The sequence below is a fragment of the Qipengyuania sp. Mu-71 genome (assembly GCF_036867055.1).
GTDB classification, from domain to species: domain Bacteria; phylum Pseudomonadota; class Alphaproteobacteria; order Sphingomonadales; family Sphingomonadaceae; genus Qipengyuania; species Qipengyuania profunda.
Genome location: NZ_JBAJHR010000001.1, coordinates 1,591,795 through 1,613,605, shown reverse-complemented (window position 1 = coordinate 1,613,605; position 21,811 = coordinate 1,591,795). Strand labels below are relative to the sequence as shown.

The 21,811-nt window shown below is 64.5% G+C and carries 24 protein-coding genes and 1 tRNA gene; 24 read left to right on the top strand and 1 reads right to left on the bottom strand.

Annotation, left to right across the window (positions count from 1 at the left end; genetic code table 11):
* The first annotated feature begins 11 nt into the window (after positions 1-11).
* From V6B15_RS07915 to rpmE, 15 genes are all read left to right on the top strand, one after another.
* Positions 12-1,154, top strand: a complete 1,143-nt coding sequence (locus tag V6B15_RS07915; protein ID WP_334200714.1) for a beta-ketoacyl-ACP synthase III — start codon at positions 12-14, stop codon at positions 1,152-1,154.
* Between the two features lie 39 nt (positions 1,155-1,193).
* Positions 1,194-1,946: a phosphatidylserine decarboxylase gene (locus V6B15_RS07910; protein ID WP_334200713.1), complete on the top strand. Its 753-nt coding sequence runs from the start codon at positions 1,194-1,196 to the stop codon at positions 1,944-1,946.
* Complete coding sequence (locus V6B15_RS07905; protein ID WP_442969009.1) at positions 1,943-2,755, top strand: CDP-alcohol phosphatidyltransferase family protein; 813 nt, start codon at positions 1,943-1,945, stop codon at positions 2,753-2,755. The genes V6B15_RS07910 and V6B15_RS07905 overlap by 4 nt, the downstream gene beginning before the upstream one ends.
* A gap of 571 nt (positions 2,756-3,326) precedes the next feature.
* Complete coding sequence (gene rpsB / locus V6B15_RS07900) at positions 3,327-4,079, top strand: 30S ribosomal protein S2 (RefSeq protein ID WP_253516799.1); 753 nt, start codon at positions 3,327-3,329, stop codon at positions 4,077-4,079.
* Between the two features lie 110 nt (positions 4,080-4,189).
* Positions 4,190-5,116, top strand: coding sequence for a translation elongation factor Ts (gene tsf / locus V6B15_RS07895; protein WP_334200712.1), 927 nt, complete (start codon positions 4,190-4,192; stop codon positions 5,114-5,116).
* A 289-nt stretch (positions 5,117-5,405) separates the two neighbouring features.
* Positions 5,406-6,122, top strand: coding sequence for a UMP kinase (gene pyrH / locus V6B15_RS07890; protein WP_253516796.1), 717 nt, complete (start codon positions 5,406-5,408; stop codon positions 6,120-6,122).
* Positions 6,123-6,150: 28 nt separating this feature from the next.
* Positions 6,151-6,708: a ribosome recycling factor gene (gene frr, locus V6B15_RS07885; RefSeq protein ID WP_263606529.1), complete on the top strand. Its 558-nt coding sequence runs from the start codon at positions 6,151-6,153 to the stop codon at positions 6,706-6,708.
* A gap of 25 nt (positions 6,709-6,733) precedes the next feature.
* Positions 6,734-7,417 carry a polyprenyl diphosphate synthase gene (gene uppS / locus V6B15_RS07880; RefSeq protein ID WP_334200711.1) on the top strand — a complete coding sequence of 228 codons (684 nt, stop codon included), beginning with the start codon at positions 6,734-6,736 and terminating at the stop codon, positions 7,415-7,417.
* Between the two features lie 67 nt (positions 7,418-7,484).
* Complete coding sequence (locus tag V6B15_RS07875) at positions 7,485-8,117, top strand: phosphatidate cytidylyltransferase (RefSeq protein ID WP_334200710.1); 633 nt, start codon at positions 7,485-7,487, stop codon at positions 8,115-8,117.
* Complete coding sequence (gene dxr, locus V6B15_RS07870; protein ID WP_334200709.1) at positions 8,114-9,265, top strand: 1-deoxy-D-xylulose-5-phosphate reductoisomerase; 1,152 nt, start codon at positions 8,114-8,116, stop codon at positions 9,263-9,265. Before V6B15_RS07875 ends, dxr begins: the two co-directional genes overlap by 4 nt.
* Before the next feature lie 2 nt (positions 9,266-9,267).
* Entirely contained in the window at positions 9,268-10,410 is a 1,143-nt protein-coding gene (gene rseP / locus V6B15_RS07865) for an RIP metalloprotease RseP (protein ID WP_334200708.1), read from the top strand.
* Positions 10,411-10,582: 172 nt separating this feature from the next.
* A complete protein-coding gene (gene bamA, locus V6B15_RS07860; protein ID WP_334200707.1) occupies positions 10,583-13,282 on the top strand; it encodes an outer membrane protein assembly factor BamA in 2,700 nt (899 codons plus the stop codon).
* On the top strand, positions 13,282-13,953 hold the full coding sequence (locus V6B15_RS07855) for an OmpH family outer membrane protein (protein ID WP_334200706.1): 672 nt from the start codon (positions 13,282-13,284) through the stop codon (positions 13,951-13,953). Before bamA ends, V6B15_RS07855 begins: the two co-directional genes overlap by 1 nt.
* Positions 13,954-13,975: 22 nt before the next feature.
* Positions 13,976-14,428 (top strand): 3-hydroxyacyl-ACP dehydratase FabZ, encoded by a 453-nt coding sequence (gene fabZ, locus V6B15_RS07850; RefSeq protein WP_320180479.1) that lies wholly within the window; start codon positions 13,976-13,978, stop codon positions 14,426-14,428.
* Positions 14,429-14,521: 93 nt separating this feature from the next.
* The gene (gene rpmE / locus V6B15_RS07845; RefSeq protein WP_253516775.1) at positions 14,522-14,749 is read left to right on the top strand and encodes a 50S ribosomal protein L31; all 228 of its coding nucleotides are present in this window, start codon (positions 14,522-14,524) and stop codon (positions 14,747-14,749) included.
* An 87-nt stretch (positions 14,750-14,836) separates the two neighbouring features.
* Here the strand turns inward: rpmE and V6B15_RS07840 are convergent, their stop codons facing one another.
* Positions 14,837-15,472 (bottom strand): prolyl hydroxylase family protein, encoded by a 636-nt coding sequence (locus tag V6B15_RS07840; protein WP_334200705.1) that lies wholly within the window; start codon positions 15,470-15,472, stop codon positions 14,837-14,839.
* Positions 15,473-15,664: 192 nt separating this feature from the next.
* Between V6B15_RS07840 and V6B15_RS07835 the strand changes: the two genes are divergently transcribed.
* The 9 genes from V6B15_RS07835 to V6B15_RS07795 all read left to right on the top strand — a co-directional run bounded on the left by V6B15_RS07835 (position 15,665) and on the right by V6B15_RS07795 (position 21,774).
* A tRNA-His gene (locus V6B15_RS07835) sits at positions 15,665-15,741 on the top strand.
* 50 nt (positions 15,742-15,791) lie between these two features.
* Positions 15,792-16,856 (top strand): Leu/Phe/Val dehydrogenase, encoded by a 1,065-nt coding sequence (locus V6B15_RS07830; RefSeq protein WP_334200704.1) that lies wholly within the window; start codon positions 15,792-15,794, stop codon positions 16,854-16,856.
* Between the two features lie 58 nt (positions 16,857-16,914).
* Positions 16,915-17,637: a heme ABC transporter permease CcmC gene (gene ccmC / locus V6B15_RS07825; RefSeq protein ID WP_320180476.1), complete on the top strand. Its 723-nt coding sequence runs from the start codon at positions 16,915-16,917 to the stop codon at positions 17,635-17,637.
* Positions 17,637-17,777, top strand: coding sequence for a hypothetical protein (locus tag V6B15_RS07820; protein ID WP_253516766.1), 141 nt, complete (start codon positions 17,637-17,639; stop codon positions 17,775-17,777). The genes ccmC and V6B15_RS07820 overlap by 1 nt, the downstream gene beginning before the upstream one ends.
* Positions 17,774-18,244: a cytochrome c maturation protein CcmE gene (gene ccmE, locus V6B15_RS07815; protein WP_334200703.1), complete on the top strand. Its 471-nt coding sequence runs from the start codon at positions 17,774-17,776 to the stop codon at positions 18,242-18,244. Before V6B15_RS07820 ends, ccmE begins: the two co-directional genes overlap by 4 nt.
* Positions 18,241-20,196, top strand: a complete 1,956-nt coding sequence (locus tag V6B15_RS07810) for a heme lyase CcmF/NrfE family subunit (RefSeq protein ID WP_334200702.1) — start codon at positions 18,241-18,243, stop codon at positions 20,194-20,196. The genes ccmE and V6B15_RS07810 overlap by 4 nt, the downstream gene beginning before the upstream one ends.
* The gene (locus tag V6B15_RS07805) at positions 20,193-20,717 is read left to right on the top strand and encodes a DsbE family thiol:disulfide interchange protein (RefSeq protein WP_334200701.1); all 525 of its coding nucleotides are present in this window, start codon (positions 20,193-20,195) and stop codon (positions 20,715-20,717) included. The genes V6B15_RS07810 and V6B15_RS07805 overlap by 4 nt, the downstream gene beginning before the upstream one ends.
* Positions 20,714-21,121, top strand: coding sequence for a cytochrome c-type biogenesis protein (locus V6B15_RS07800; protein WP_334200700.1), 408 nt, complete (start codon positions 20,714-20,716; stop codon positions 21,119-21,121). The genes V6B15_RS07805 and V6B15_RS07800 overlap by 4 nt, the downstream gene beginning before the upstream one ends.
* The gene (locus V6B15_RS07795) at positions 21,118-21,774 is read left to right on the top strand and encodes a tetratricopeptide repeat protein (RefSeq protein WP_334200699.1); all 657 of its coding nucleotides are present in this window, start codon (positions 21,118-21,120) and stop codon (positions 21,772-21,774) included. The genes V6B15_RS07800 and V6B15_RS07795 overlap by 4 nt, the downstream gene beginning before the upstream one ends.
* The last annotated feature ends 37 nt before the right edge of the window (positions 21,775-21,811 follow it).

The following is a 21,811-nucleotide window of genomic DNA, read 5'->3' as shown; positions in this document are numbered from 1 at the left end:
AACCAGCCGGCATGAGTCACGATAGCAATTTGACCGGGCGCCCCGTCATCTCCTCCACCGGGCTGTTCACGCCCGAAGACACCATCACCAACGAAGAGCTCGTCGAAAGCTACAATCGCTACGTCGAGATATTCAATGCCGACAATGCGGAAGCCATTGCATCGGGGGAAGTCGAAGCGCTTCAGCCGAGTTCGGTCGAATTCATCGAAAAGGCGAGCGGAATCAAGGCGCGCCATGTGATGACGAAGGCGCCCATCCTCGATCCGGAAATCATGGCACCGCGGCTGCGCGAGCGGTCGAACGACGAACTTTCGGTGATGGCGGAAATCGGCGTGAAGGCGGCGCGGCAGGCGCTCGAGCGGGCGGGGCGCGATGTTGCGGATGTCGATGCGGTGCTGTGCGCGGCGTCAAACATGGAGCGCGGCTACCCGGCGATGGCGATCGAAATCCAGCAGGCGCTGGGCATCGACGGCTTCGGCTTCGATATGAATGTCGCCTGCTCCTCGGCGACCTTCGGCATCCAGACCGCGGCCGACTATATTCGCTCGGGCAATGCCAGGAGCGTGCTCGTGGTCAGCCCGGAGATTACCAGTGGCCATCTCAACTGGCGCGATCGTGACAGCCATTTCATCTTTGGCGATGTGGCCACGGCGGTGCTGGTCGAGGATGTCGCTGTGGCGCCCAAGCAGCATTGGGACATTCTCGGCACGCGGCTGAAGACCGTGTTCTCGAACAACATCCGCAACAATTTCGGCTTCCTCAACCGCGCTTCGCCCGAGGGTGAGGGCAAGCCGGACAAGCTCTTCGTCCAGGAAGGCCGCAAGGTGTTCAAGGAAGTCGTCCCGATGGTGGCCGAGATGATCGTCACCGAAGCCGAGCGACTGGGCATCGAACCGCAGGCGCTGAGGCGGCTGTGGCTGCACCAGGCCAATGCCGGGATGAACCGGCTGATCGCACAGCGTGTGCTGGGCCACGAGGCCACGCCCGACGAGAGCCCGACGGTGCTCGATACCTATGCGAATACGTCGAGCGCGGGTTCGATCATCGCGTTCCACAAGCATAATGAAGACCTTGCCGCGGGCGATACGGGGCTGATCTGCAGCTTCGGCGCGGGCTATTCGGCGGGTGCGGTGTTCGTGCGTAAGGTGGCATAACATCTTGTGACTGCTGCCCGCAGGCCCTACTTGGCCGACATGGCAGGTGATTTACTCGACAATCGTGGCCGCGGCGATGTTCGCTGGTCATGGCCCCCGATCCATCCCGAAGGTCGCAAGTTCGGCGTCATCGCGGTGCTGGTCAGCCTTGTGTTCCTGATCGGTCTCGACTGGGAAATCATTGGCTGGCCGCTGTTGCTGCTGTCGCTTGGCGTGTTCGCGTTCTTCCGCGATCCCGAGCGCGTGGTGCCGCAGGACGACAATCTGATCGTCGCCCCGGCCGATGGCCTGGTGTCGCTGATCGCCGAAGTCGAACCGCCCGAGGAATTGATGATCGACGATGGCAGCGGCCATGCCGGGCTGAAGCCGGGCCCGGTCACGCGTATTTCGATCTTCATGTCGGTGTTCGATGTCCATATCAACCGCACCCCGATCGCCGGGACCGTGCGCCGCGTGGTCTATATTCCCGGCAGTTTTGTCGACGCGGGTCTCGACAAGGCGAGCGAGGAAAACGAACGCCAGCACGTCCTGATCGAACGGATGGACGGGCAGAAGATCGGCTTCACGCAGATCGCCGGCCTCGTCGCGCGGCGGATCGTGCCCTTCGTCAAGCCCGGCGACAGTGTCGGCGTGGGCCAGCGGATCGGCCTGATCCGCTTCGGCAGCCGGGTCGATGTCTATCTGCCTGCCGGGACCGATTCCCGCGTCCTGCTCGGCCAGAAGGTCATCGCGGGTGAAACCGTGCTGGCCGAAATCGGTTCGCAGCGGCTGATCGAGGGCGTGTCGCAGTGACCGCTCCCAGCGCCGACCCGGACGGCGGAGCCCGCCTCGGTCCCAAGGCGACGGAAGACGAACAACCCACCGAGGTGCACACGCGGGCGCTGACCCTGCGCGCGATGATCCCCAATGCGATCACCGCGGCCGCGCTGTGTTCGGGCCTGACCGGGATCCGGTTCGCGATCGACGAGAACTGGTCTGCTGCAGTGGTGGCAGTAATCATCGCCGGGATACTGGACGGGGTCGACGGGCGGATCGCGCGCGCGCTCAAGGCGCAGTCGCGGTTCGGTGCGGAGCTCGACAGTCTCGCTGATTCGCTGAGCTTCGGTACTGCACCGGCAATCATCATCTTCCTGTGGTCGCTGGTGGCCGAGCCGCGCCTCGGCTGGTTTGCCGCGCTGGCGTTCGCGATTTGCTGCGCGCTGCGCCTTGCGCGCTTCAATGCGCAGATCGATGTGTCCGAGCAGCCGCACAAATCGCTTGGCTTCCTGACTGGCGTTCCCGCACCGATCGGGGCGGGGCTCGCCTTTTCACCGTTCTATCTGTGGATGGCCACCGGTCTCGACGTGCTGCGCCATCCGCTGCTGGTGGGCATCTGGCTGACCGTCATTGCGCTGCTGATGATTTCCAACATGGCCACCCCGAGCTGGACCTCGCTGCGTCCGCGGCGCGGGATACGGCTGGAAGTGCTGGCATTCGTGGGCCTGACCTTCGCGGCGCTGCTGGTCGAACCCTGGTGGACGCTGAGCGCCATCTGCGCCGGGTATCTCCTGCTGCTTCCTTACAGCCTGCTGCGCTACTCGCGGGTCAAGCGGCGTAGCTGACCCTGCCGCCGGCAGAACGTACCGTACCCGACCGATCGAACGCGGCCTGAGAGCCAGCAGTCGTGGCCGGTCGCAGTGCTGGCAATGGGGCGGGCGCGCCCTTCAATTCACTCCGCAGACGAGCGAAAGCGGACCACCAGCGCAGCCCGCTGTCGGCGAGCACGGTCGCCGTTGCTAGACCGATGGCAGCGAGAAGGGTAATGAGGAACAATGCGAACATCGCGAAATCTCCCTGCCCGGTTGCCGACAAGCCTGTTGACAGACCGGGGAAATCTAGTGGAAAACCCGTAGCGCCCGCCGGAGGTTCCGGCGAATGAGAACAATGTTCTCTTTTTGTTCTCAACTGTCAAGCGTTTTCCCGTTCGGCCCCGCATTTTTTGCGGCAAATCGAGTCTGGATTTTCCCACTCATCGGCGCTAAGTGCGCGCGGTCCGCAGCGGATTCGGCCGATTTTCGGCTGCAGTGTAGCGGGCAAATCCACATGGAAGGCGCACAGACCGGTGCCCGCCGCGGGACATGACCGCATTCGGGTTCCAGCTTTCCAGAGGCATAACCGGAAAGGAATTTACTTATGGCGGCTCCTACCGTCACGATGCAGGAACTGATCGAGGCCGGCACGCATTTCGGCCACCAGACCCACCGTTGGAACCCGCGCATGAAGCCGTATATCTTCGGCGCGCGCAACGGCATCCACATCATTGACCTGTCGCAGACCGTGCCGCTTTTCGCGCGCGCGCTCGACTTCATCCAGCAGACGGCCCGTTCGGGCGGCAAGGTGCTGTTCGTCGGTACCAAACGCCAGGCGCAGGACGCGATCCGCGAAGCCGCGCTCGCTTCGGGCCAGCACTTCGTCAACCATCGCTGGCTCGGCGGCATGCTGACCAACTGGAAGACCATCAGCGAACGCATCAAGTACCTCAAGACGCTCGACGAGCGCCTGTCGGGGGACACTGCGGGCCTGACCAAGAAGGAAGTGCTCGACCTGACCCGCAAGCGGGACAAGCTCGAAATGTCGCTCGGCGGCATTCGCAACATGGGCGGCATTCCCGACGTGATGTTCGTGATCGATGCCAACATGGAAGACCTGGCGATCAAGGAAGCCAACGTCCTCGGCATCCCGGTGGTTGCGGTGCTCGATACCAATGTCGATCCCGAAGGCATCGCCTTCCCGATCCCGGGCAATGACGACGCGGCCCGCGCCATCCGCCTGTACTGTGATGCAGTCGCCAATGCCGCCAAGAGCGGCAAGGGTGACAGCGTGCAGGATTCGGGTGCCGATGTCGGCGCGATGGAAAACCCGCCGGAAGAAACCGTCGAGGCCTGAGCCCTCGATTGACCGGGCGCCATCATGCGCCCGTCACAAAGCGGAGTTACGCGCCGGGCCGCCCACCAGCTGGCCCGGTGCCCGCACACCATACCAAGAAGGAAACGACCATGGCTGCATTCACTGCTGCTGACGTAAAGGCCCTGCGCGAGAAGACCGGCGCGGGCATGATGGACGCCAAGAAGGCCCTCGAAGGCGCCAATGGCGATATCGAAGCCGCGGTCGACGCACTGCGCGCCAAGGGCCTCGCCACCGCCCAGAAGAAGTCGAGCCGCACCGCGGCCGAAGGTCTTGTCGGCGTGGCCGTCGAAGGCACCAAGGGCGTGGCCGTCGAAGTGAACTCGGAAACCGACTTCGTCGCCAAGAACGACAAGTTCCAGGACTTCGTCCGCAAGACCACGCAGGTCGCGCTGGGCGTTTCGGGTGACGACATCGACACGCTCAAGGCTGCTTCCTATCCCGATGGCGGCACCGTTTCGGACAAGCTGACCGACAATGTCGCGACCATCGGTGAAAACCAGCAGGTCCGCCGCATGATGACCGTTTCGGTCACCAACGGCGTGATCGTGCCCTATATGCACAACGCTGTGGCCCCCGACCTCGGCAAGATCGGCGTGCTCGTCGCACTCGAGAGCGAAGGCGATACCGCCAAGCTCGAAGAGCTGGGCAAGAAGCTGGCCATGCACATCGCCGCGGCATTCCCGCAGGCGCTAACCGCTGAAGGCCTCGACGCCGACGTGATCGAGCGTGAACGCGCGATCGCCAAGGAAAAGGCTGCCGAAAGCGGCAAGCCCGAAGCCGTGCAGGACAAGATGGTCGAAGGCGCGATCGGCAAGTATGCCAAGGAAAACGCGCTGCTCAGCCAAGTCTTCGTGATGGATAACAAGACCCCCATTGCGCAGGTCGTCGAGCAGGCCGGCAAGGATGCCGGCGCCAAGATCGAACTGGTGGATTATGTCCGCTTCCAGCTCGGCGAAGGCATCGAGAAGGAAGAAGCTGACTTCGCTGCAGAAGTCGCGGCAGCCGTCGCTGGCTAATCCTGTGTATCGCGCACGATAAAGGGCTGGACCGTCAGTTCTTTATCTGTGCAGTTTCCTGCGCCCGATGTTTCCGGGACGCGTGAATTCGGGAGCGGTCGTCGGACTTCGGTTCGGCGACCGCTTTCGTGTCTGGCGGACGCATCTTCCTCGCGCTCACGTGCTGCCGCCCGAACCGGGGCACGCCGTTTTCCCCGCTAGCGCCGAACCCCGGCTTTCCCTTTGCGCGTTTCCTGCTTCATGGCTAAGGACCCGCAACCCCCTACGCTACACGGATCCCTCCGCGCTCATGCCTCTTTCGACGATGAAACGTGTCCTCCTCAAGCTTTCGGGCGAGGTGCTGATGGGCGACCAGCAATTCGGGATCGATCCGGCCTTCGTGCTGGAACTCGCGCAGGAAGTGAAGCAGGCGAAGGAAACCGGCCTCGAAATCTGCCTCGTCATCGGCGGCGGCAATATCTTTCGCGGCATGGCCGGTGCAGCGCAGGGGATGGACCGCGCGCAGGCCGATTACATGGGCATGCTTGCCACGGTGATGAACGCACTGGCGATGCAAAGCGCGCTCGAGCAGCTTGGTGTCCAGACCCGCGTGCAGAGCGCGGTGCAGATGGACCAGGTATGCGAGCCGGTGATCCGTCGCCGCGCCGAGCGCCATCTCGAAAAGGGACGGATCGTGATCTTCGCCGCGGGTGTCGGCGCGCCCTATTTCACCACCGACAGCGGCGCAGCACTGCGCGCGGCGGAAATGAATTGCGATGCGCTGCTCAAGGGCACCAGCGTCGACGGGGTCTATGACAGCGACCCCAAGAAGAACGCGGACGCCAAGCGTTTCGACACCGTGACTTACGGCAAGGTGTTGGCCGATGACCTCAAGGTCATGGACGCCAGCGCCGTCGCGCTATGTCGCGACAACAAGATTCCGATCGTCGTCTTCTCGATCCGCGACAAGGGCAATCTCGCCCGTGTGCTGAGCGGCGAAGGCGTGCAGACGATCGTCAAGAACTGAACGCAAAGACAAGACAGAGGAAGCCGCCATGGCCAAGTACGACAAAGCCGATATCGAGCGCCGCATGAAAGGCGCCGTCGAAAGCCTCAAGAGCGATCTTGGCGGCCTGCGCACCGGCCGGGCGAACACCAGCCTGCTCGATCCCGTGATGGTCGAGGTCTATGGCTCGATGATGCCGCTCAACCAGGTCGCCACGGTCAGCGCGCCCGAACCGCGCATGCTCAGCGTGCAGGTATGGGACAAGGCCAATGTCACTGCGGTCGAAAAGGGCATCGCTAAGGCCAATCTCGGGCTCAACCCGATGGCCGACGGGCAGAACGTGCGCCTGCCGATGCCCGACCTGACTCAGGAACGGCGCAAGGAACTGGCCAAGCTGGCCGGCCAGTATGCCGAGCAGGCCAAGATCGCCATCCGCAACGTGCGCCGTGACGGGATGGAAGCGCTCAAGGATGACGAGAAGAAGAAGGCGATCTCGGAAGACGAGCGCAAGCGCGGCGAGGATGAAGTGCAGAAGCTGACCGACACCTATGTCGCCGAAGCCGATGCCACCGCTGCGCAGAAGGAAAAGGAAATCCTGACGCAGTAAGGCGGACAGGACGCGGAGTGAAAGGATGACTGGGGAAGGGGCGAGCGCCCGCCATGTGGCCATCATCATGGATGGCAACGGCCGCTGGGCGAAGCGCAAGCATCTGCCCCGCGCGATGGGGCATCGCAAGGGCGTGGAAGCGGTGCGCGAACTGGTGCGCGGTCTCGAGGGCACCGGGATCGAGTGCCTGACGCTCTATGCCTTCAGCAGCGAAAACTGGAAGCGGCCCGAGGAAGAGGTCGACGATCTGATGAACTTGATGCGCAAGTTCATCAAATCGGACCTGCCCGAATTCGTCGCCAACGACGTCAGGCTGCATATTCTCGGTGACTGGCGCGGGCTTGCGCCCGATATCGTCGAAATGCTCGAGGATGCGCTGGAGCAGACCGCGCAGGGCTCGCGCACGCTGGCGGTCGCGCTGAACTACGGTTCGCATGCCGAAATCGTCCAGGCGGCGCGGCAGGCGGCGGCCGAGGGCGAGATCACCGAAGAGGGCATCGCCCGGCATCTCTACAGTGCGGATTTGCCGCCGCTTGACCTGCTGATCCGCACCAGCGGCGAAGTGCGGCTGTCGAATTTCCTCTTGTGGCAGGCGGCCTACGCGGAGATGCTGTTCCTCGACGTCCTCTGGCCGGACTTTACGCCCGATCACCTGAAGCAGGCGCTGGCCGATTTCGCGGAGAGGGAGAGGCGCTTTGGCGGACGCTGAGACATCTACGGCATCGCCCGTACGCAAGAATGCAGATCTGCCCGTACGGGTCGTCTCCGCCGTGGTGATGATTGCGCTCGCAATCGGCGCATTGGTCGCCGGCGCCCCGTGGCTGGGCTGGTTCCTCCTCGCCGTCACGCTTGCGACCATGGTCGAATTCGTACTGTTGATGGTGAAGGCCACCCCCTCCGTGCCCTTCCGCCTCGCCGGTATCCTTGGCGGTGCGATCTATATCGGGCTTGCGGGCTATATGCTGGCGCGCTTTCCGCTGCCGCTGGTGGTCGGCGTGATCGGCGCCGTCGTCTTCGTCGACAGCTTTGCCTATTTCTTCGGTCGTACGCTGGGTGGGCCCAAGATCGCACCTTCGATCAGCCCATCTAAGACCTGGGCGGGCCTGCTGGGCGGGATCGTCGGTGCGACGATCTGGATCGCGGTCTGGAGCTATTTCGTCGCCCCCGCCATGCGCGGCGATGCGGCCGCTGCCATCGATATTGCCCGGTTCGGCCAGATGCTCGGCCTTGGCGCGCTCACCGCCGTGGCGGCACAGGCGGGCGATTTCTTTGAAAGCTGGCTCAAGCGCAAGGCGGGGGTGAAGGATTCGTCCAAGCTAATCCCGGGGCATGGCGGCGTGTTCGACCGGACCGACGGGATGATCCCCGTCGTGCTGCTCGCAGGCGTCCTGCTGGGTGCCGCGCAATGACCCGGTCGATCTCCATCCTCGGTGCGACGGGTTCGGTGGGCGAGCAGACACTCGACCTCCTCCGCCGCAATCCAGGGGACTGGAACGTCGTCGCGCTGACCGCCAATTCCAACGTCGCGGGGCTGGCTGCCGCAGCGCGTGAATTTGGGGCCGAACTTGCCGTCGTCGCCGACGAGAGTTGCCTCGACGACCTGCGTCACGCGCTTTCGGGCAGCGGGATCGAAGCCGCGGCCGGGCGTAGTGCGCTCTGCGAGGCCGCTGCGCGTCCTGCCGGGATCACCGTGGCGGCCATCGTCGGCTGCGCCGGGCTGGGCCCGGTCATGGCGGCGATCGAGCAGGGCGGCACGATCGCGCTGGCCAATAAGGAAGCGCTGGTCTCCGCGGGCGAGGTGATGACCGCCGCCGTCGCCCGGCACCGGGCCACGCTGCTACCCGTCGACAGCGAGCACAATGCCATCTTCCAGTGCCTGCAGGGCGGCAAGATCGCGGACGTCCGCTCCATCACGCTGACCGCCAGCGGCGGTCCGCTGCGCATGGTCGAGGATTTGTCCGCAGTGACGCCTGAGCAGGCGATCGCGCACCCCAATTGGGACATGGGCGCCAAGATCAGCGTCGACAGTGCGACCATGTTCAACAAGGGTCTCGAGCTGATCGAGGCGCATCACCTGTTCCCCGTCGGACTCGACCGCATCCGCATCGTCGTGCATCCGCAAAGCGTGATCCATTCGATGGTCGAATATCGCGATGGCTCGACACTGGCGCAGCTGGGGCCGTCGGACATGCGCGTGCCGATTGCCTCGTGCCTTGCCTGGCCCGCGCGGATGGATACGCCCATGGCTCCGCTCGATCTGCCGGCAATTGGCGAGATGACCTTCTTCGCCCCCGATGAGGACCGTTTTCCGGCGACACGGCTGGCACGTCAGGCCGCCGAAGCGGGCGGCGCGGCCCCGGCGGTGCTCAATGCCGCAAACGAAATCGCGGTGGCTGCTTTCCTGAAGCGTCAGATTGCGTTCAGCCGCATCGCGGTATTGGTCGAGAGCGTTCTCGATCAGGGTGATCTGCCCCAAGCGCCGCGGACCCTCGAAGAGGTCCTGCGCGTAGACGAAGACGCCCGCACCCGTGCCACCCGCATTCTGGAGCCTGCCTGACCTTGGAACTGAACCTGCCTTTATGGCTCTACTACGTCATCGGTTTCCCGCTGCTGCTGGGGCCATTGGTGACGATCCATGAGATGGGCCACTATCTGGTCGGCCGCTGGTTCGGCGTCCATGCAGAAGCGTTCTCGGTCGGATTCGGCAAGGAACTCTGGGGCTTCACGGACAAACGTGGCACGCGGTGGAAGCTCAGCGCGCTGCCGCTGGGCGGCTATGTCCAGTTCAAGGGCGATATGAACCCGGCGAGCATTCCTGATGCCGACGCCGCGGCACAAGCGAGCGCGGAAGAGCGCGCGGGAAGTTTCCATCATGCCTCGCTGTGGAAGCGCGCGCTGATCGTCTTCGCCGGGCCGGCAACCAACATCCTGCTGACGCTGGCGATCTTCGCGGGTTTCTTCGCCTTTTACGGAAAGCCGGTTCCGGGCAATCCCGAAGAACAGCTGACCGTCGCCGAATTCGCCGAAATCTCGCCTGCGCGCGCAGCGGGGATCGCGATCGGCGACCGCATCGTGGCGGTCGAAAGCGAGCGGATCGAGGACTTCCGCGACCTGCAGGATTCGATCATGCTCTACCCCGGGCGTACGCTCGACATCACCGTCGAACGGGACGGCGCCGAGCAGAGCTTTGCCGTGCCCGTCCGCAGTGTCGAGATGGAAGATCGGTTCGGCAATGTCTCCAAGATCGGGCTGATCGGCATCGCACCGGCGGCCGCGGGCTTCGAGTTCGAACCGCAGGGCGTGGTCGCCTCGCTTGGCCTGGCGGTCGATCACTCGATCGGCATCGTCGACATGATGGTGACCGGCATCGGCCAGATATTCACCGGCGAACGGTCGGTCCAGGAACTGGGCGGTCCGGTCAAGATCGCGAAATTCTCGGGCGAACAGCTCAGTCTCGGCGCAATGGCCTTCATCAATTTCGCGGCGCTGATTTCGCTTAACTTGGCATTCATCAACCTCCTGCCAATTCCGGCGCTCGACGGCGGGCACCTGGCTTTCTACGCGGCAGAAGCGGTCCGCCGGAAGCCAGTCGGTCCCCGTGGAACCGAAGTGGCGTACCGCGCCGGTGTGGCCCTTGTGCTCATGCTGATGGTGTTCGTCACAATCAACGATCTGGTGACGCTTCCCGTTTTCGGGAATTAGCCGGGGAAAGGGAGCGGGTAACCGGCAATAGACCGCAGCAAAGCTTGATCGCCACGGACGCATGGGGCAGGGGACGGCAAGGCCGCCCCGCACAACGCGGCCCGATGCCGGATCGGGGGCTGCACCAGCCGGGTCTGCTGTAAGTGTAACGAGGACGGGAATCTCCTTGTCGATGACTAATTTTGCTTCTGCCGCCACGCGACGCAACCCTGCCGCGCGGCTGGCTATCGGCCTGCTGGCCGGCACCATGCTTGCAGGTGTGCCCACCGCGGTTCTTGCCCAGGAAGAGGCTGCCGCAGTCCCGGCAGCCGCCCCGGCGGTCCAGCAGGATGTCGTGCGCACGATCGCTGTCAGCGGCGCCCAGCGCCTCGAGGCGCAGACGATCCTGTCCTACATCAAGTTGCGTCCCGGCGACACCTGGACGCAGGCCGCGGGCGATGAGGTCCTCAAGGATCTCTATGCGACCGAGCTGTTCTCCAGCGCCAATGTGGTCAACAACAATGGCGATGTGGTCATCACCATTGTCGAGAACCCGGTCATCAACCGCATCATCCTCGAAGGCAATCGCCGGCTGAAGAACGACAAGGTGCTGCCCGAAATCCGGCTGTCGCCGCGGCAGATCTTTACCCGTTCGAAGGTCCGCGCCGACGTGTCCCGCATCATCGAGCTGTACAAGCGCCAGGGCCGCTTCGCCGCCACGGTCGAGCCGAAGATGGTCGAACTGTCGCAGAACCGCGTCGATATCGTGTTCGAGATCAGCGAAGGACCCAAGTCCAAGGTTCGCCAGATCAACATTATCGGCAACGATGCTTTCTCCGACGGGAAGCTGCGCGGCGAGATGCTGACCAAGCAGGCGCGTCTGACCAGCTTCCTCAGTTCCAACACCAGCTACGATCCCGATCGTCTGGCCTTCGACCAGCAGAAGCTGCGCCAGTATTACCTGACCGAAGGCTATGCCGATTTCCGCGTGGTTTCGGCGGTCGCCGAACTGACCCCCGACAAGCGCGACTTCATCATCACTTATGTCGTCGAGGAAGGCGAGCGGTACAAATTCGGCACGGTCGATGTTGAATCGCAGATCCGCGATTTCGACGATGAGGCGATGACCGCGCGTCTGCCGATGCAGGGCGGCGACTGGTACGATGCCAAGCTGGTCGAGGACACGGTCGAGCAGCTCAGCGAGCTTGCCGGGACCTTCGGTTACGCCTTTGCCGACGTCCAGCCGCAGTTCAGCCGCAACCAGGACACGCTGACGATGGACGTGACCTTCGCCTTGCGCGAAGCGCCCCGCGTCTATGTCGAACGGATCGACGTCAACGGCAACACGTTGACACAGGACAAGGTCGTGCGCCGCGAATTCCGCCTGGCCGAAGGCGATGCCTTCAATTCGCTGTCGGTCGCGCGGTCGACCGCACGCATCAATTCGCTGGGCTATTTCCAGGAAAACTTCGAAATCAACCAGGTCGAGGGCAGCGCCCCCGACCGGATCGTGCTCGAAGCCAATGTCGAAGAGCAGGCGACCGGCGAACTGCAGTTGTCGGCTGGATTCTCCAGCCTCGAGAGCTTCATTCTTGCTGGCTCGATCCGTCAGCGCAACTTCCGCGGCCGCGGGCAGACGGTCGGCCTCAGCCTGAACTATTCGCGCTATTCGAAATCGGCGCAGGTGAGCTTTTCCGAACCCTATGTGTTTGACCGCAATATCTCGGCGGGCGTCGATATCTATCGCCGCGACACCAACAGCTTCAACTTCCGCAATAACGAGCGCAACACCACCTTTGCGCAGTCGACCACCGGCGCCCAGCTGCGTGCGGGCGTTCCGTTGACCGAGTACACCTCGGCGGTTGCCAGCTATACGTTCAATTACGACGACGTGACGCTCGATGAAGGACTGTATTTCTCTGATCGCGATGGCGACGGGGTTGCGACCTGCGATCCGATCCTTGCCAGTCGTTATCTGTGCGAGGCAATCGGGCAGCGGACCAGCTCGATCGTCGGGCTCACGCTCAACTACAACACGCTCAACAGTCGCCTGCGTCCCACAAGCGGCGAGACGATCAGCTGGACGACCGAATTGGCCGGGCTCGGCGGCGATGTGAAATATGTCCGTTCGCGCGCCCGCGCCGGTAAGTACTGGCCCGTCGGCGGCGGCTTCATCTTCTCGGTGACCGGCGAGGGCGGCTGGATTCGCAGCCTCGAGGACAATAACGTAGCCGGGCAGGACGACGTTCGCCTGACCGACCGTTTCTTCCTCGGTGAACCGCAGATGCGCGGGTTCGACATCCGCGGTGTCGGTCCGCGCATCGTGCGCCTGCAGTACCTGGACGACGATGGCGATGCCGCCACGCCGCGGGTCTCGCAGACGATCGAGGAAGCGCTCGCCAGCGATAGCCGCGTGGACGATGCCTTGGGCGGCAAGGCCTATTACCTCGGCCGCGCCGAACTCGAAATCCCGCTCGGCAGCGGTGCGCGCGAGATGGGCCTGCGTCCGTCGATCTTCCTCGATGTGGGCTCGCTGTTCAGCGTTACACGCCCGGTTCTGCAGGATTACCCCGATGGCTTGCAGGCCACTGACGGGGACGGCAATCTGCTTTATCTGCAGCCCGGTGTAGACGATGAGGGCAACGACATCATCCAAGCAGTAACCAACCGCTTTGCACCCGATGGGACCGAAAACGAGCGTAACGTCATTGCAGGGACCTTCTTCAAGGAAGTGTTCGTCGGCGACAGCCCCGCACCGCGTATTTCGGTGGGCATTGGCGTGAACTGGAACTCGCCCTTCGGTCCGTTCCGGATCGATGTATCTCACGTGCTCAAGAAGCAGGTCGGAGACGACACCAAGACCTTCTCCTTCAACGTAGGAACGCAATTCTGATGAAACTTTTCGCCAAGACCATTGCTGCTGCCGCGCTTGCGGGCACTGTAGCCATCGCAACTCCCGCCGCCGCGCAGGTTTCGGGCATCGCTACCAGCAGCCCCGAAGCCGTGATCGTGCGCAGCCAGGCGCGCATCAATGCCTATCAGCAGATCGACCAGCAGTATTCGGCGCAGATCGCGCAGATCCGCACGCTGCGTCAGGAAATGCAGACGCTGCAGCAAAGCCTCGATACCGACAACAATGGCCAGCTGAGCCAGGCCGAAGCGCAGGCCAACCCTACGGTCGTGCAGCAACTCCAGCAGAAAGAGCAGCAGCTTGGCCAGGCTTCGCAGCCGATCGTGCTCGCGCAGACCTATGCCATCGAGCAGCTGATCAACGATTACCAGAATGTCCAGCAGCAGGTCATCCAGCAGAAGAATATCCAGCTGTTGCTGAACCCCGATGCTATCCAGTGGGCACCCGAAGCGGTCAATGTGACCAACGACCTCGTCGCCGCGCTCAACCAGCGCATGCCGAGCGTCCAGATCACGCCGCCGGCCGATTGGCGGCCCCGTCAGGAATCGCTGTCCGCGCAGCAGACCGTGTCGCAGGTCCTCCTTGGCGTGGCGCAGCAGCAGGCAGCCCAGCAGGCCGCGCAGCAGCAGCCCGCGCAGCCGACCGGCCGCTAGGCACGACAAGAAGGGCAGGGTGATGAGCGAGACCGGTTTCGACATCGTCGGGGTGCTAAAGCGCCTGCCGCATCGCTATCCCCTGCTGCTCGTCGACCGGGTGCAGGAACTGGTAGCCGACGAGCGTATCCACGCGGTCAAGGCGGTCAGCTTCAACGAGGATTTCTTCCAGGGCCATTTCCCCGGCGCCCCGATCATGCCCGGTGTTCTCCAGATCGAGGCGCTGGCGCAGGCCGCTGGCGTACTCGCGGTGGAGAGCCTCGGCCTCGCGGACTCGGGGAAGCTGGTCTATTTCATGGCGATCGAGAACGCCAAGTTCCGCGCGCCCGTGACGCCGGGTGTGCTGCTCGATCTCAAGGCCGAATTCGTGCAGAAGCGCGCCAAGGTCTGCAAGTTCGCCGGCAAGGCGAGCGTGGATGGCAAGGTGACCTGCGAAGTGCAGTTCACCGCGATGATTGCCGACGCACCCGAATAGGGTTGTCAATTCGGGCGCTCGCCGCTATGCGCGCGCCTTTCCCACAACAGCTGGACCGGTCGGAACCGTTCCGATGCTAGAAGGACGTTTATCATGAAGGCCGCAGGTCACCCCGATTACCACATGATCACGGTCAAGATGACCGATGGTACCGAGTTCCAGACGCGCTCCACCTGGGGCAACGAGGGCGAAACGCTGACGCTCGACATCGATCCGACCAGCCACCCGGCATGGACGGGCGGCACCAAGCAGATCCAGGAAGGCGGCCGCGTCGCAGCCTTCAACAAGCGCTTCGGCGGCCTGTCGCTCAAGAAGGGCTGAGCGCAACCAGTCCAAGAGTTTACGCAAGGGCGGTCCCGCGGGGCCGCCCTTTCTCTTTGGACGAACGCCGCGCGCCGGATAGCCGCGTCACCAGCCCCAAGGCTTCTCGCGGTACCATTTGGTGATCACATATTTGATCCCCTTGCGCACCTTCATCCCGTGATGGAGCGTATTGGGGTTTTCGCGCAGGTCGGGCCGCCGGTTGTTCCAGCAGACCAGCTTCCCCGCCTCGGGCTGGAAGGTCCTGCCGACCGCCTTGAAGCGGGTCGCCCCGCCGCCTTCGACCTCGTTCAGATAGATCATGAAGGTCCAGGTCCGCTGGCCCGCGACCGAGCAATAGGTTGCCCAGTCGGCCCCGCCGCGATTGAAATAGTCGCAATGCGGTTTGAATTCCTGCCCCACGTCATAGCGCTGGCCCTGCAGCGGTTCGCCATGCGCCGGGTCGATCCCGTTGAGGTCGAAAAGCAAGTCTTCGAGTGCCTGGACGGCAGGTTCAGTCGTATCGAGGTCGCAGGTTTCGCTGGTGCGAAAATAGCGGTCGTCGCCCGCATCGGCGAGCGTCGAGGGCCGCCGGTCCTGCTCGATCAGGCGGATCAATCCGGCACCCAGGTCGACGGGGACGAAGTCGCGCAGCTGGAACAGCTCGATCTTGTCGCTCGGCACGCGTTGCATGCCCTCGCGCGCCAGCAGCATCTCGCTCGAAGATTCGCCCGGTCCCGTCATCACTTTTACGATAGCGCGCGCGCAACGCGCTTCAACCGCGAAAGAAAATTGCGCACAGCTGCGGCGGTTGCGATTTTCGCTTCCCTATTCGGCTTCATTGTGCAACAGGCACGCGCCGTTGCGCAGGCGGCTTGACGCTGTCCCGCTCATGCGTAACAGCCCCCCTTTCCCGGGCGGTTCCGGGGGCATGTGGCGATCGTAGCTCAGTTGGTTAGAGCGCCGGTTTGTGGTACCGGAGGTCGCGGGTTCGAACCCCGTCGATCGCCCCATATTCTCCCCTATCATGGCCGTCCATCAGAGCATTTTGGGGACTCGCTGCATGACGGCTTTCTGGACCGAAGCGGATTTCGACGACCACGAACTGGTCGAGGTAGTCCGCGATGCGAAAAGCGGCCTGACCGCCATCATCGCGCTCCATTCGACCCATCTCGGTCCCGGTGCCGGCGGCACCCGCTTCTGGCATTATGCCGAACCCGCCGATGCCATGCGCGATGCGCTGCGCCTGTCGCGCGGGATGAGTTACAAGAACGCCATGGCAGGCCTGCCGATGGGTGGGGGCAAGGCCGTGATCCTGGCCCAGAAGGACGCCGCCAAAACGCCCGAAATGCTGGCGGCCTTCGCCGATGCGGTGGAGCGGCTCAACGGCCAGTACGTCACCGCGGAAGATGTCGGCATTTCCGAAGCCGACATGGCGGCGGTCGCGCAGCGCACGCAATATGTCTCGGGCCTCCCGGTCGAGGGCGAGGACGCCGCGGGCGGCGATCCGGGCCCGTTCACCGCGCTCGGCATCTTCCTCGGCATCAAGGCCGCGGTGCGGCACAAGCTCGGCAAGGACAGCATCGAAGGCGTGCATGTCGCGCTGCAGGGCACGGGCAGTGTCGGCGGCGGCGTTGCCCGCTTGCTGGCGCGCGATGGGGCCAGGCTGACGCTTTCCGATATCGACACGGGTCGCGCCGAAGCGCTCGCCGCCGAACTCGGTGCGGACACCGCTGCGGCCGATGCGATCATGTCGGTATCCTGCGATGTTTTCAGCCCCAATGCGCTGGGGGCGATCCTCGACGACGAGGGTATCGCGCGGCTCGATTGCCAGATCGTGGCGGGCGGTGCGAACAACCAGATCAAGCGTCCGGAACATGGCCCGATGCTGGCCGAACGCGGCATTCTCTATGCCCCCGACTATGTGATCAATGCCGGCGGGATCATCTCGGTAACGCTTGAATATCTCTGTCGCCGGGACAAGGCGCCGTGCGACATCAACGAGGTCCGCAAGCGCATCGCACTGATCCCCGGACGACTGGAACAGATCTGGCAGGAAAGCGACCAGACGGGGGTCTCGCCCGACCAGGTTGCCGACCGCATGGCACAGGAACTGATCGGCCGCTGAACTGCGCCCTTGCGAGGCCGGTGGCGCGCTGCCAAAGCGGTGCCGGACGGTATATTCGATGCATGGCTTCGCCAATCCCAAGCGCTTCCTCGCGCTCGCCAACCCGCTGACCCCGCTGCTGCTGGTCGGCGGCCTGGTGGTGAGCGCGGCCGCGCTCTATTGGGGCCTGTTCCAGGTGCCTCCCGACCGCCTGATGGGGGAGACCGTGCGCATCCTGTTCCTGCATGTCCCGGCCGCATGGCTGGGGATGGGCGGCTGGACCGCGATCGCCGTGGCAAGCCTCGTATTCCTCGTCTGGAGGCACCCGCTCGCCGCGCTGGCCGCACGCGCTGCGGCCTTGCCCGGTCTTGTATTCACTATCATCTGTCTCGCCACCGGATCCATCTGGGGGCGACCGACCTGGGGCACCTGGTGGGTGTGGGACGGGCGGCTGACCAGCATGCTGGTGCTCGCCTTCCTCTATCTCGCCTATATCGCGCTGGCGCAGGCCGCCGAACGCGAAGGTGTTTCGCCGCGCATCCCGGCGATCTTCGGCTTGCTCGGCGCGATCAACATCCCGATCATCAATCGCAGCGTGGTGTGGTGGAATTCGCTTCACCAGCCGCCCAGCATCACACTGGGCAAGAGCGCGATCGACGCCGAATTCCTCGTGCCCTTGCTGGTTGCAGTGGCCGGCTTCTCGCTGTTGTTCGGCGGCGTCGTACTTGCACGCATGCGCGCGCTGCTCGCCGATGTGCAGGCCGAGGCGCGCCTGCGCCGCCGCGCGATGGAAGCCGCCTGATGCGCGAAGCACTCGATCAATGGACCTTCGTCGTCGCCGCCTATGCAGTGGGCGTGATCGGCACGCTGGCGATGGTCGGCTGGGCATGGCTCGACATGAAACGCGCCGAGAAGCGCCGTGAGGAAAGCCGCCGGAAATGAACGCGCCCAAACCCAAGCACCAGCGGCTCGTGCTGGTCGTCCTCGCGCTCGTCGCACTGATCGGGGCAGGCTTGCTCGCGGCCTATGCACTGCGCAATCAGGCGAGCTATTTCTACTTGCCCGAGCAGATGCTCGCCAACCCGCCCGAGGTCGGCCTGGCGGTGCGACTGGGCGGCATGGTCGAGCAAGGATCGCTCGAAACCGCGGCTGACGGGGTCACGCTGACCTTCGCCGTCACCGGAAATGACGGATCGCGCGTGCCGGTGCGGTTCAGCGGAATCGCACCCGACCTGTTCGCCGAAGGTTCGGGCGTGGTCGCCGAAGGGCGGCTGGGGCCCGGCGGGATATTCATCGCCGACAATCTCCTCGCCAAGCACGACGAGAATTACGTGCCGCGCGAATTGCAGGACATGGAACAGCACCAGGCCGCGCAAATGGCCGAGGAAACGACGGTCGGGCTGGAATGATCGCCGAACTGGGTCTTGCCGCCCTGTGGCTCGCCGCCGCTCTGGCCGCGCTGCAGATGGCCGTCGGCTTCATGGCGGTGCGCAATGACGGGGCGAGCGAACTGGCCGGGCTGATTCGCCCTGCGGCGATCGTCCAGGGTGTGCTTGTGGCGCTGTCCTTCGCAATGCTGGTGTGGCTGTTTGCCGTCACCGATCTCTCGGTCAAGCTGGTGGCCTCCAATTCGCATTCGATGAAACCGCTGGTGTTCAAGCTGTCGGGCACATGGGGCAATCACGAGGGCTCGATGCTGCTGTGGGTGACCGTGATGGGTCTCGCCGGTGCCCTGATCGCGCTGGTCGAGCGGCGTCTGCCCGAGCGGACGATGAATGCCACGCTGGCCGCACAGGGCGTGGTCTCGCTGGGATTTTACGCCTTCCTGCTGCTCAGTTCGAATCCCTTCGAACGCCTGCCGACCCCCGCGGCTGAGGGGATGGGGCTCAATCCCTTGTTGCAGGACATCGGTCTCGCCTTCCATCCGCCCACGCTCTACCTCGGCTATGTCGGCCTGTCGGTTGCCTTCAGCTTCGCCGTGGGGGCGCTGCTGACGCGGCAGGTGACCCCCGATTTCGCGCGCGCAATGCGGCCGTGGGTGCTCGGCGCGTGGGTCATGCTGACGGTGGGCATCACTGCGGGCAGTTACTGGGCCTATTACGAGCTTGGCTGGGGCGGCTGGTGGTTCTGGGACCCGGTCGAGAATGCTTCGCTCATGCCCTGGCTCGCGGCGACTGCCTTGCTCCATTCGGCCAGTGTTCTCGCCAGCCGCGACGCGCTGCGCACCTGGACGATCATGCTCGGTGTGGTCGCCTTCTCGATGAGCATGGTCGGCACCTTCCTCGTGCGGTCGGGCATCCTGACCAGCGTGCATGCGTTTGCGGTCGATCCCGAGCGGGGGACCTTCATCCTCGTGCTGCTCGGTATTTTCATTGGCGGGGCGCTGCTGCTGTTCGCGCTGCGCGCCAATACGATCAGCGAGGGTGAGCGGTTCGCACTCGCCAGCCGCGAAGGCGCGCTGGTCTTCAACAACGTCATGCTGAGCGCGATCCTGGCCATCGTGCTGCTGGGTACGCTCTACCCGCTGCTGACCGAGGCGTTCGATGTGCGCGTGTCGGTCGGGCCGCCCTATTTCAACCCGGTCGGGGCGATCTTCGTCATCCCCATGCTCGCGGTCATGGCGGTCGGACCGCTGCTGCGCTGGCGGCAGGACCGGATCGACCGGATCGGCCGCGAAGTGGCACTGTTCGCCGCGCTGGTGCTCGCGGGGCTGGTCCTGTTCGGCCTGCTCGCGGAGATCGCGCTGTTGCCGCTGCTCGGACTGGCCTTCGGGCTGGGGTTGGCGGTCGCCAGCCTGCTGCCCCTGCGCCGCCGCAAGCTGGGCCGCACCCCGCTTGCGACATGGGGCATGGTAGTCGCCCATTTCGGCATCGCGGTGGCGCTGATCGGCATGGCGAGCGAAAGCGCCTTCACCAAGGAACGGCTCGCCGCCGTGGCCGAAGGCGGCAGCGCCACCGTCGGCCCGTGGACGATCGTCTTGCAGGGTGTCGAGCCGGTTGCGGGTCCCAACTGGACCGCGATCCAGGGCCGGCTTGCGGCAAGCTATGATGGCGGCGAGCCGCATATCCTGACCCCGCAATCGCGCAATTTCTGGGCCCCGCCGCAGCAGACCACCGAAAGCGCGCTGGTCACGCGCTGGAATGGCCAGCTTTATGCAGTGATCGGTGATCGCGCACCCGACGGGCGGTGGCAGGTGCGGCTGTGGTGGAAGCCCTTTGTCCCGCTGATCTGGTACGGCGGCCTGCTGGTGGCGCTGGGCGGCGTGCTGGCCTTGCTCGGCCGGCTGCTCAGCGATCTGAGGCATCGCCGCCTCGCAGTACGCATCGCCGAACGCCGCGCGGACCGGGAGGCTCTCGCATGAGCTGGCGTCTGTGGGTCCCGCTGTTCCTGTTTGCGCTGTTCCTCGGCCTCGCGGCCTATCAGCTGACGCAGCCAAAGGACGAATTCGTCGCCAGCGGCATGGTCGGCGAAGAATTGCCCTATTTCGACCTTCCGCCGGCGATGGACGGGGTCGAGGGGGTCTCCAATGCAACCTTCGGCGATGGCCGGCCGCGCCTGCTCAATATCTGGGCAAGCTGGTGTCTGCCCTGCATCGCGGAAGCCCCGCATCTCGAAAGCCTCGAGCGGCAGGGCGTGGAGATCGTCGGCGTCGCGATCCGCGACCGGCCCGAAGACATCGCCCGGTTCCTCGCGCAGCACGGCAATCCCTACAGCCGCATCGGGCGCGACGATCTGTCCGAAGTCCAGTTGGCGATCGGCTCTTCCGGCGTGCCCGAAACCTTCGTGATCGATGGCGAGGGCGTGATCCGCTACCAGCACATCGGCGATGTCCGTGCGAGCGATGTGCCGGTGCTGCTGGCACAACTGGAGCAGGCCCGATGATCCGCGCCTTTCTGGCCGCCCTCATGCTCGCGCTCGCGCTGCCGGCTACCGCGCAGCAAAGCATGCCGCCCGCGCCCTATGCCTATCGCCAGCTTGACGATCCCGCGCAGGAACAGGCCGCGCAGGAACTGATGGAGACGCTGCGCTGCCTCAAGTGCCAGTCGCAGTCGATTGCCGATAGCGATGCCCCCATGGCGGGTGACATGCGCCACCAGGTGCGCATCCGCATCGCGGCGGGTGAAAGCCCCGGCGACATTCGCAGCTGGCTGATGCAGCGCTATGGCGATTACGTCAGCTACAAGCCCGAGGTGAGCGCGACGACCTGGCCGCTCTTCGCCATCCCGCTGCTGCTCATACTGGGCGCGGGCGCGGTACTGCTGCGCCGGTTCCGGGGGCGTGCATGAGCTGGTTGCCGATCATCGTGCTTGCGGCGCTGGTCTTCGGCCTCGCGGTCGTCCTGCTCAAGCTGCCGCGCAGCCTGTGGATGCTGTTCGGCTCGGCGCTGCTGTTCGGGCTCGCGGGCTACGCCTTGCAGGGGCACCCGGGACAGGCCGGCGCGGCCGCCACTCCGGTGACCGACAATGCCGCGCAGACCGGCGAATTGATGGTCGAGGCACGGCGCGAATTCTATCCGGCGGGTAGGCTGCCCTCGCGCTTCGTGGTCACTGCCGACGCCTTCACCCGGCGCGGCCAGCACGACCAGGCGGCGAATTTCCTGCGCAATGCGGTGGCGGAGAACCCCGATGACGGCGAGGCCTGGGTGGCGCTGGGCAATGCGCTGGTGGAACATGCCGATGGCCAGCTGACCGCGGCGGCGCTGTTCGCCTATTCGCGCGGCGAGCAGGCTGCGCCGAATAATCCCGCGCCAACCTACTTCCTCGGGCTGGCTTTCCTGCGGGCAGGGGAGCCGGGCCGCACGCTCGCGCTGTGGCGCGAATTGCTCGAAGTGGCGCCCGAAAACGCCGAGTGGCGTGCACCGCTGGCCGCGCGACTCGACCGGCTGGAGGCGATGTTGGGCGTTGCAGAGCCATCCGCTGCCCAACAAACCGATGAATAATCAATGCGATGCGCGATTTGTTGCGAGTGCGAAGCCT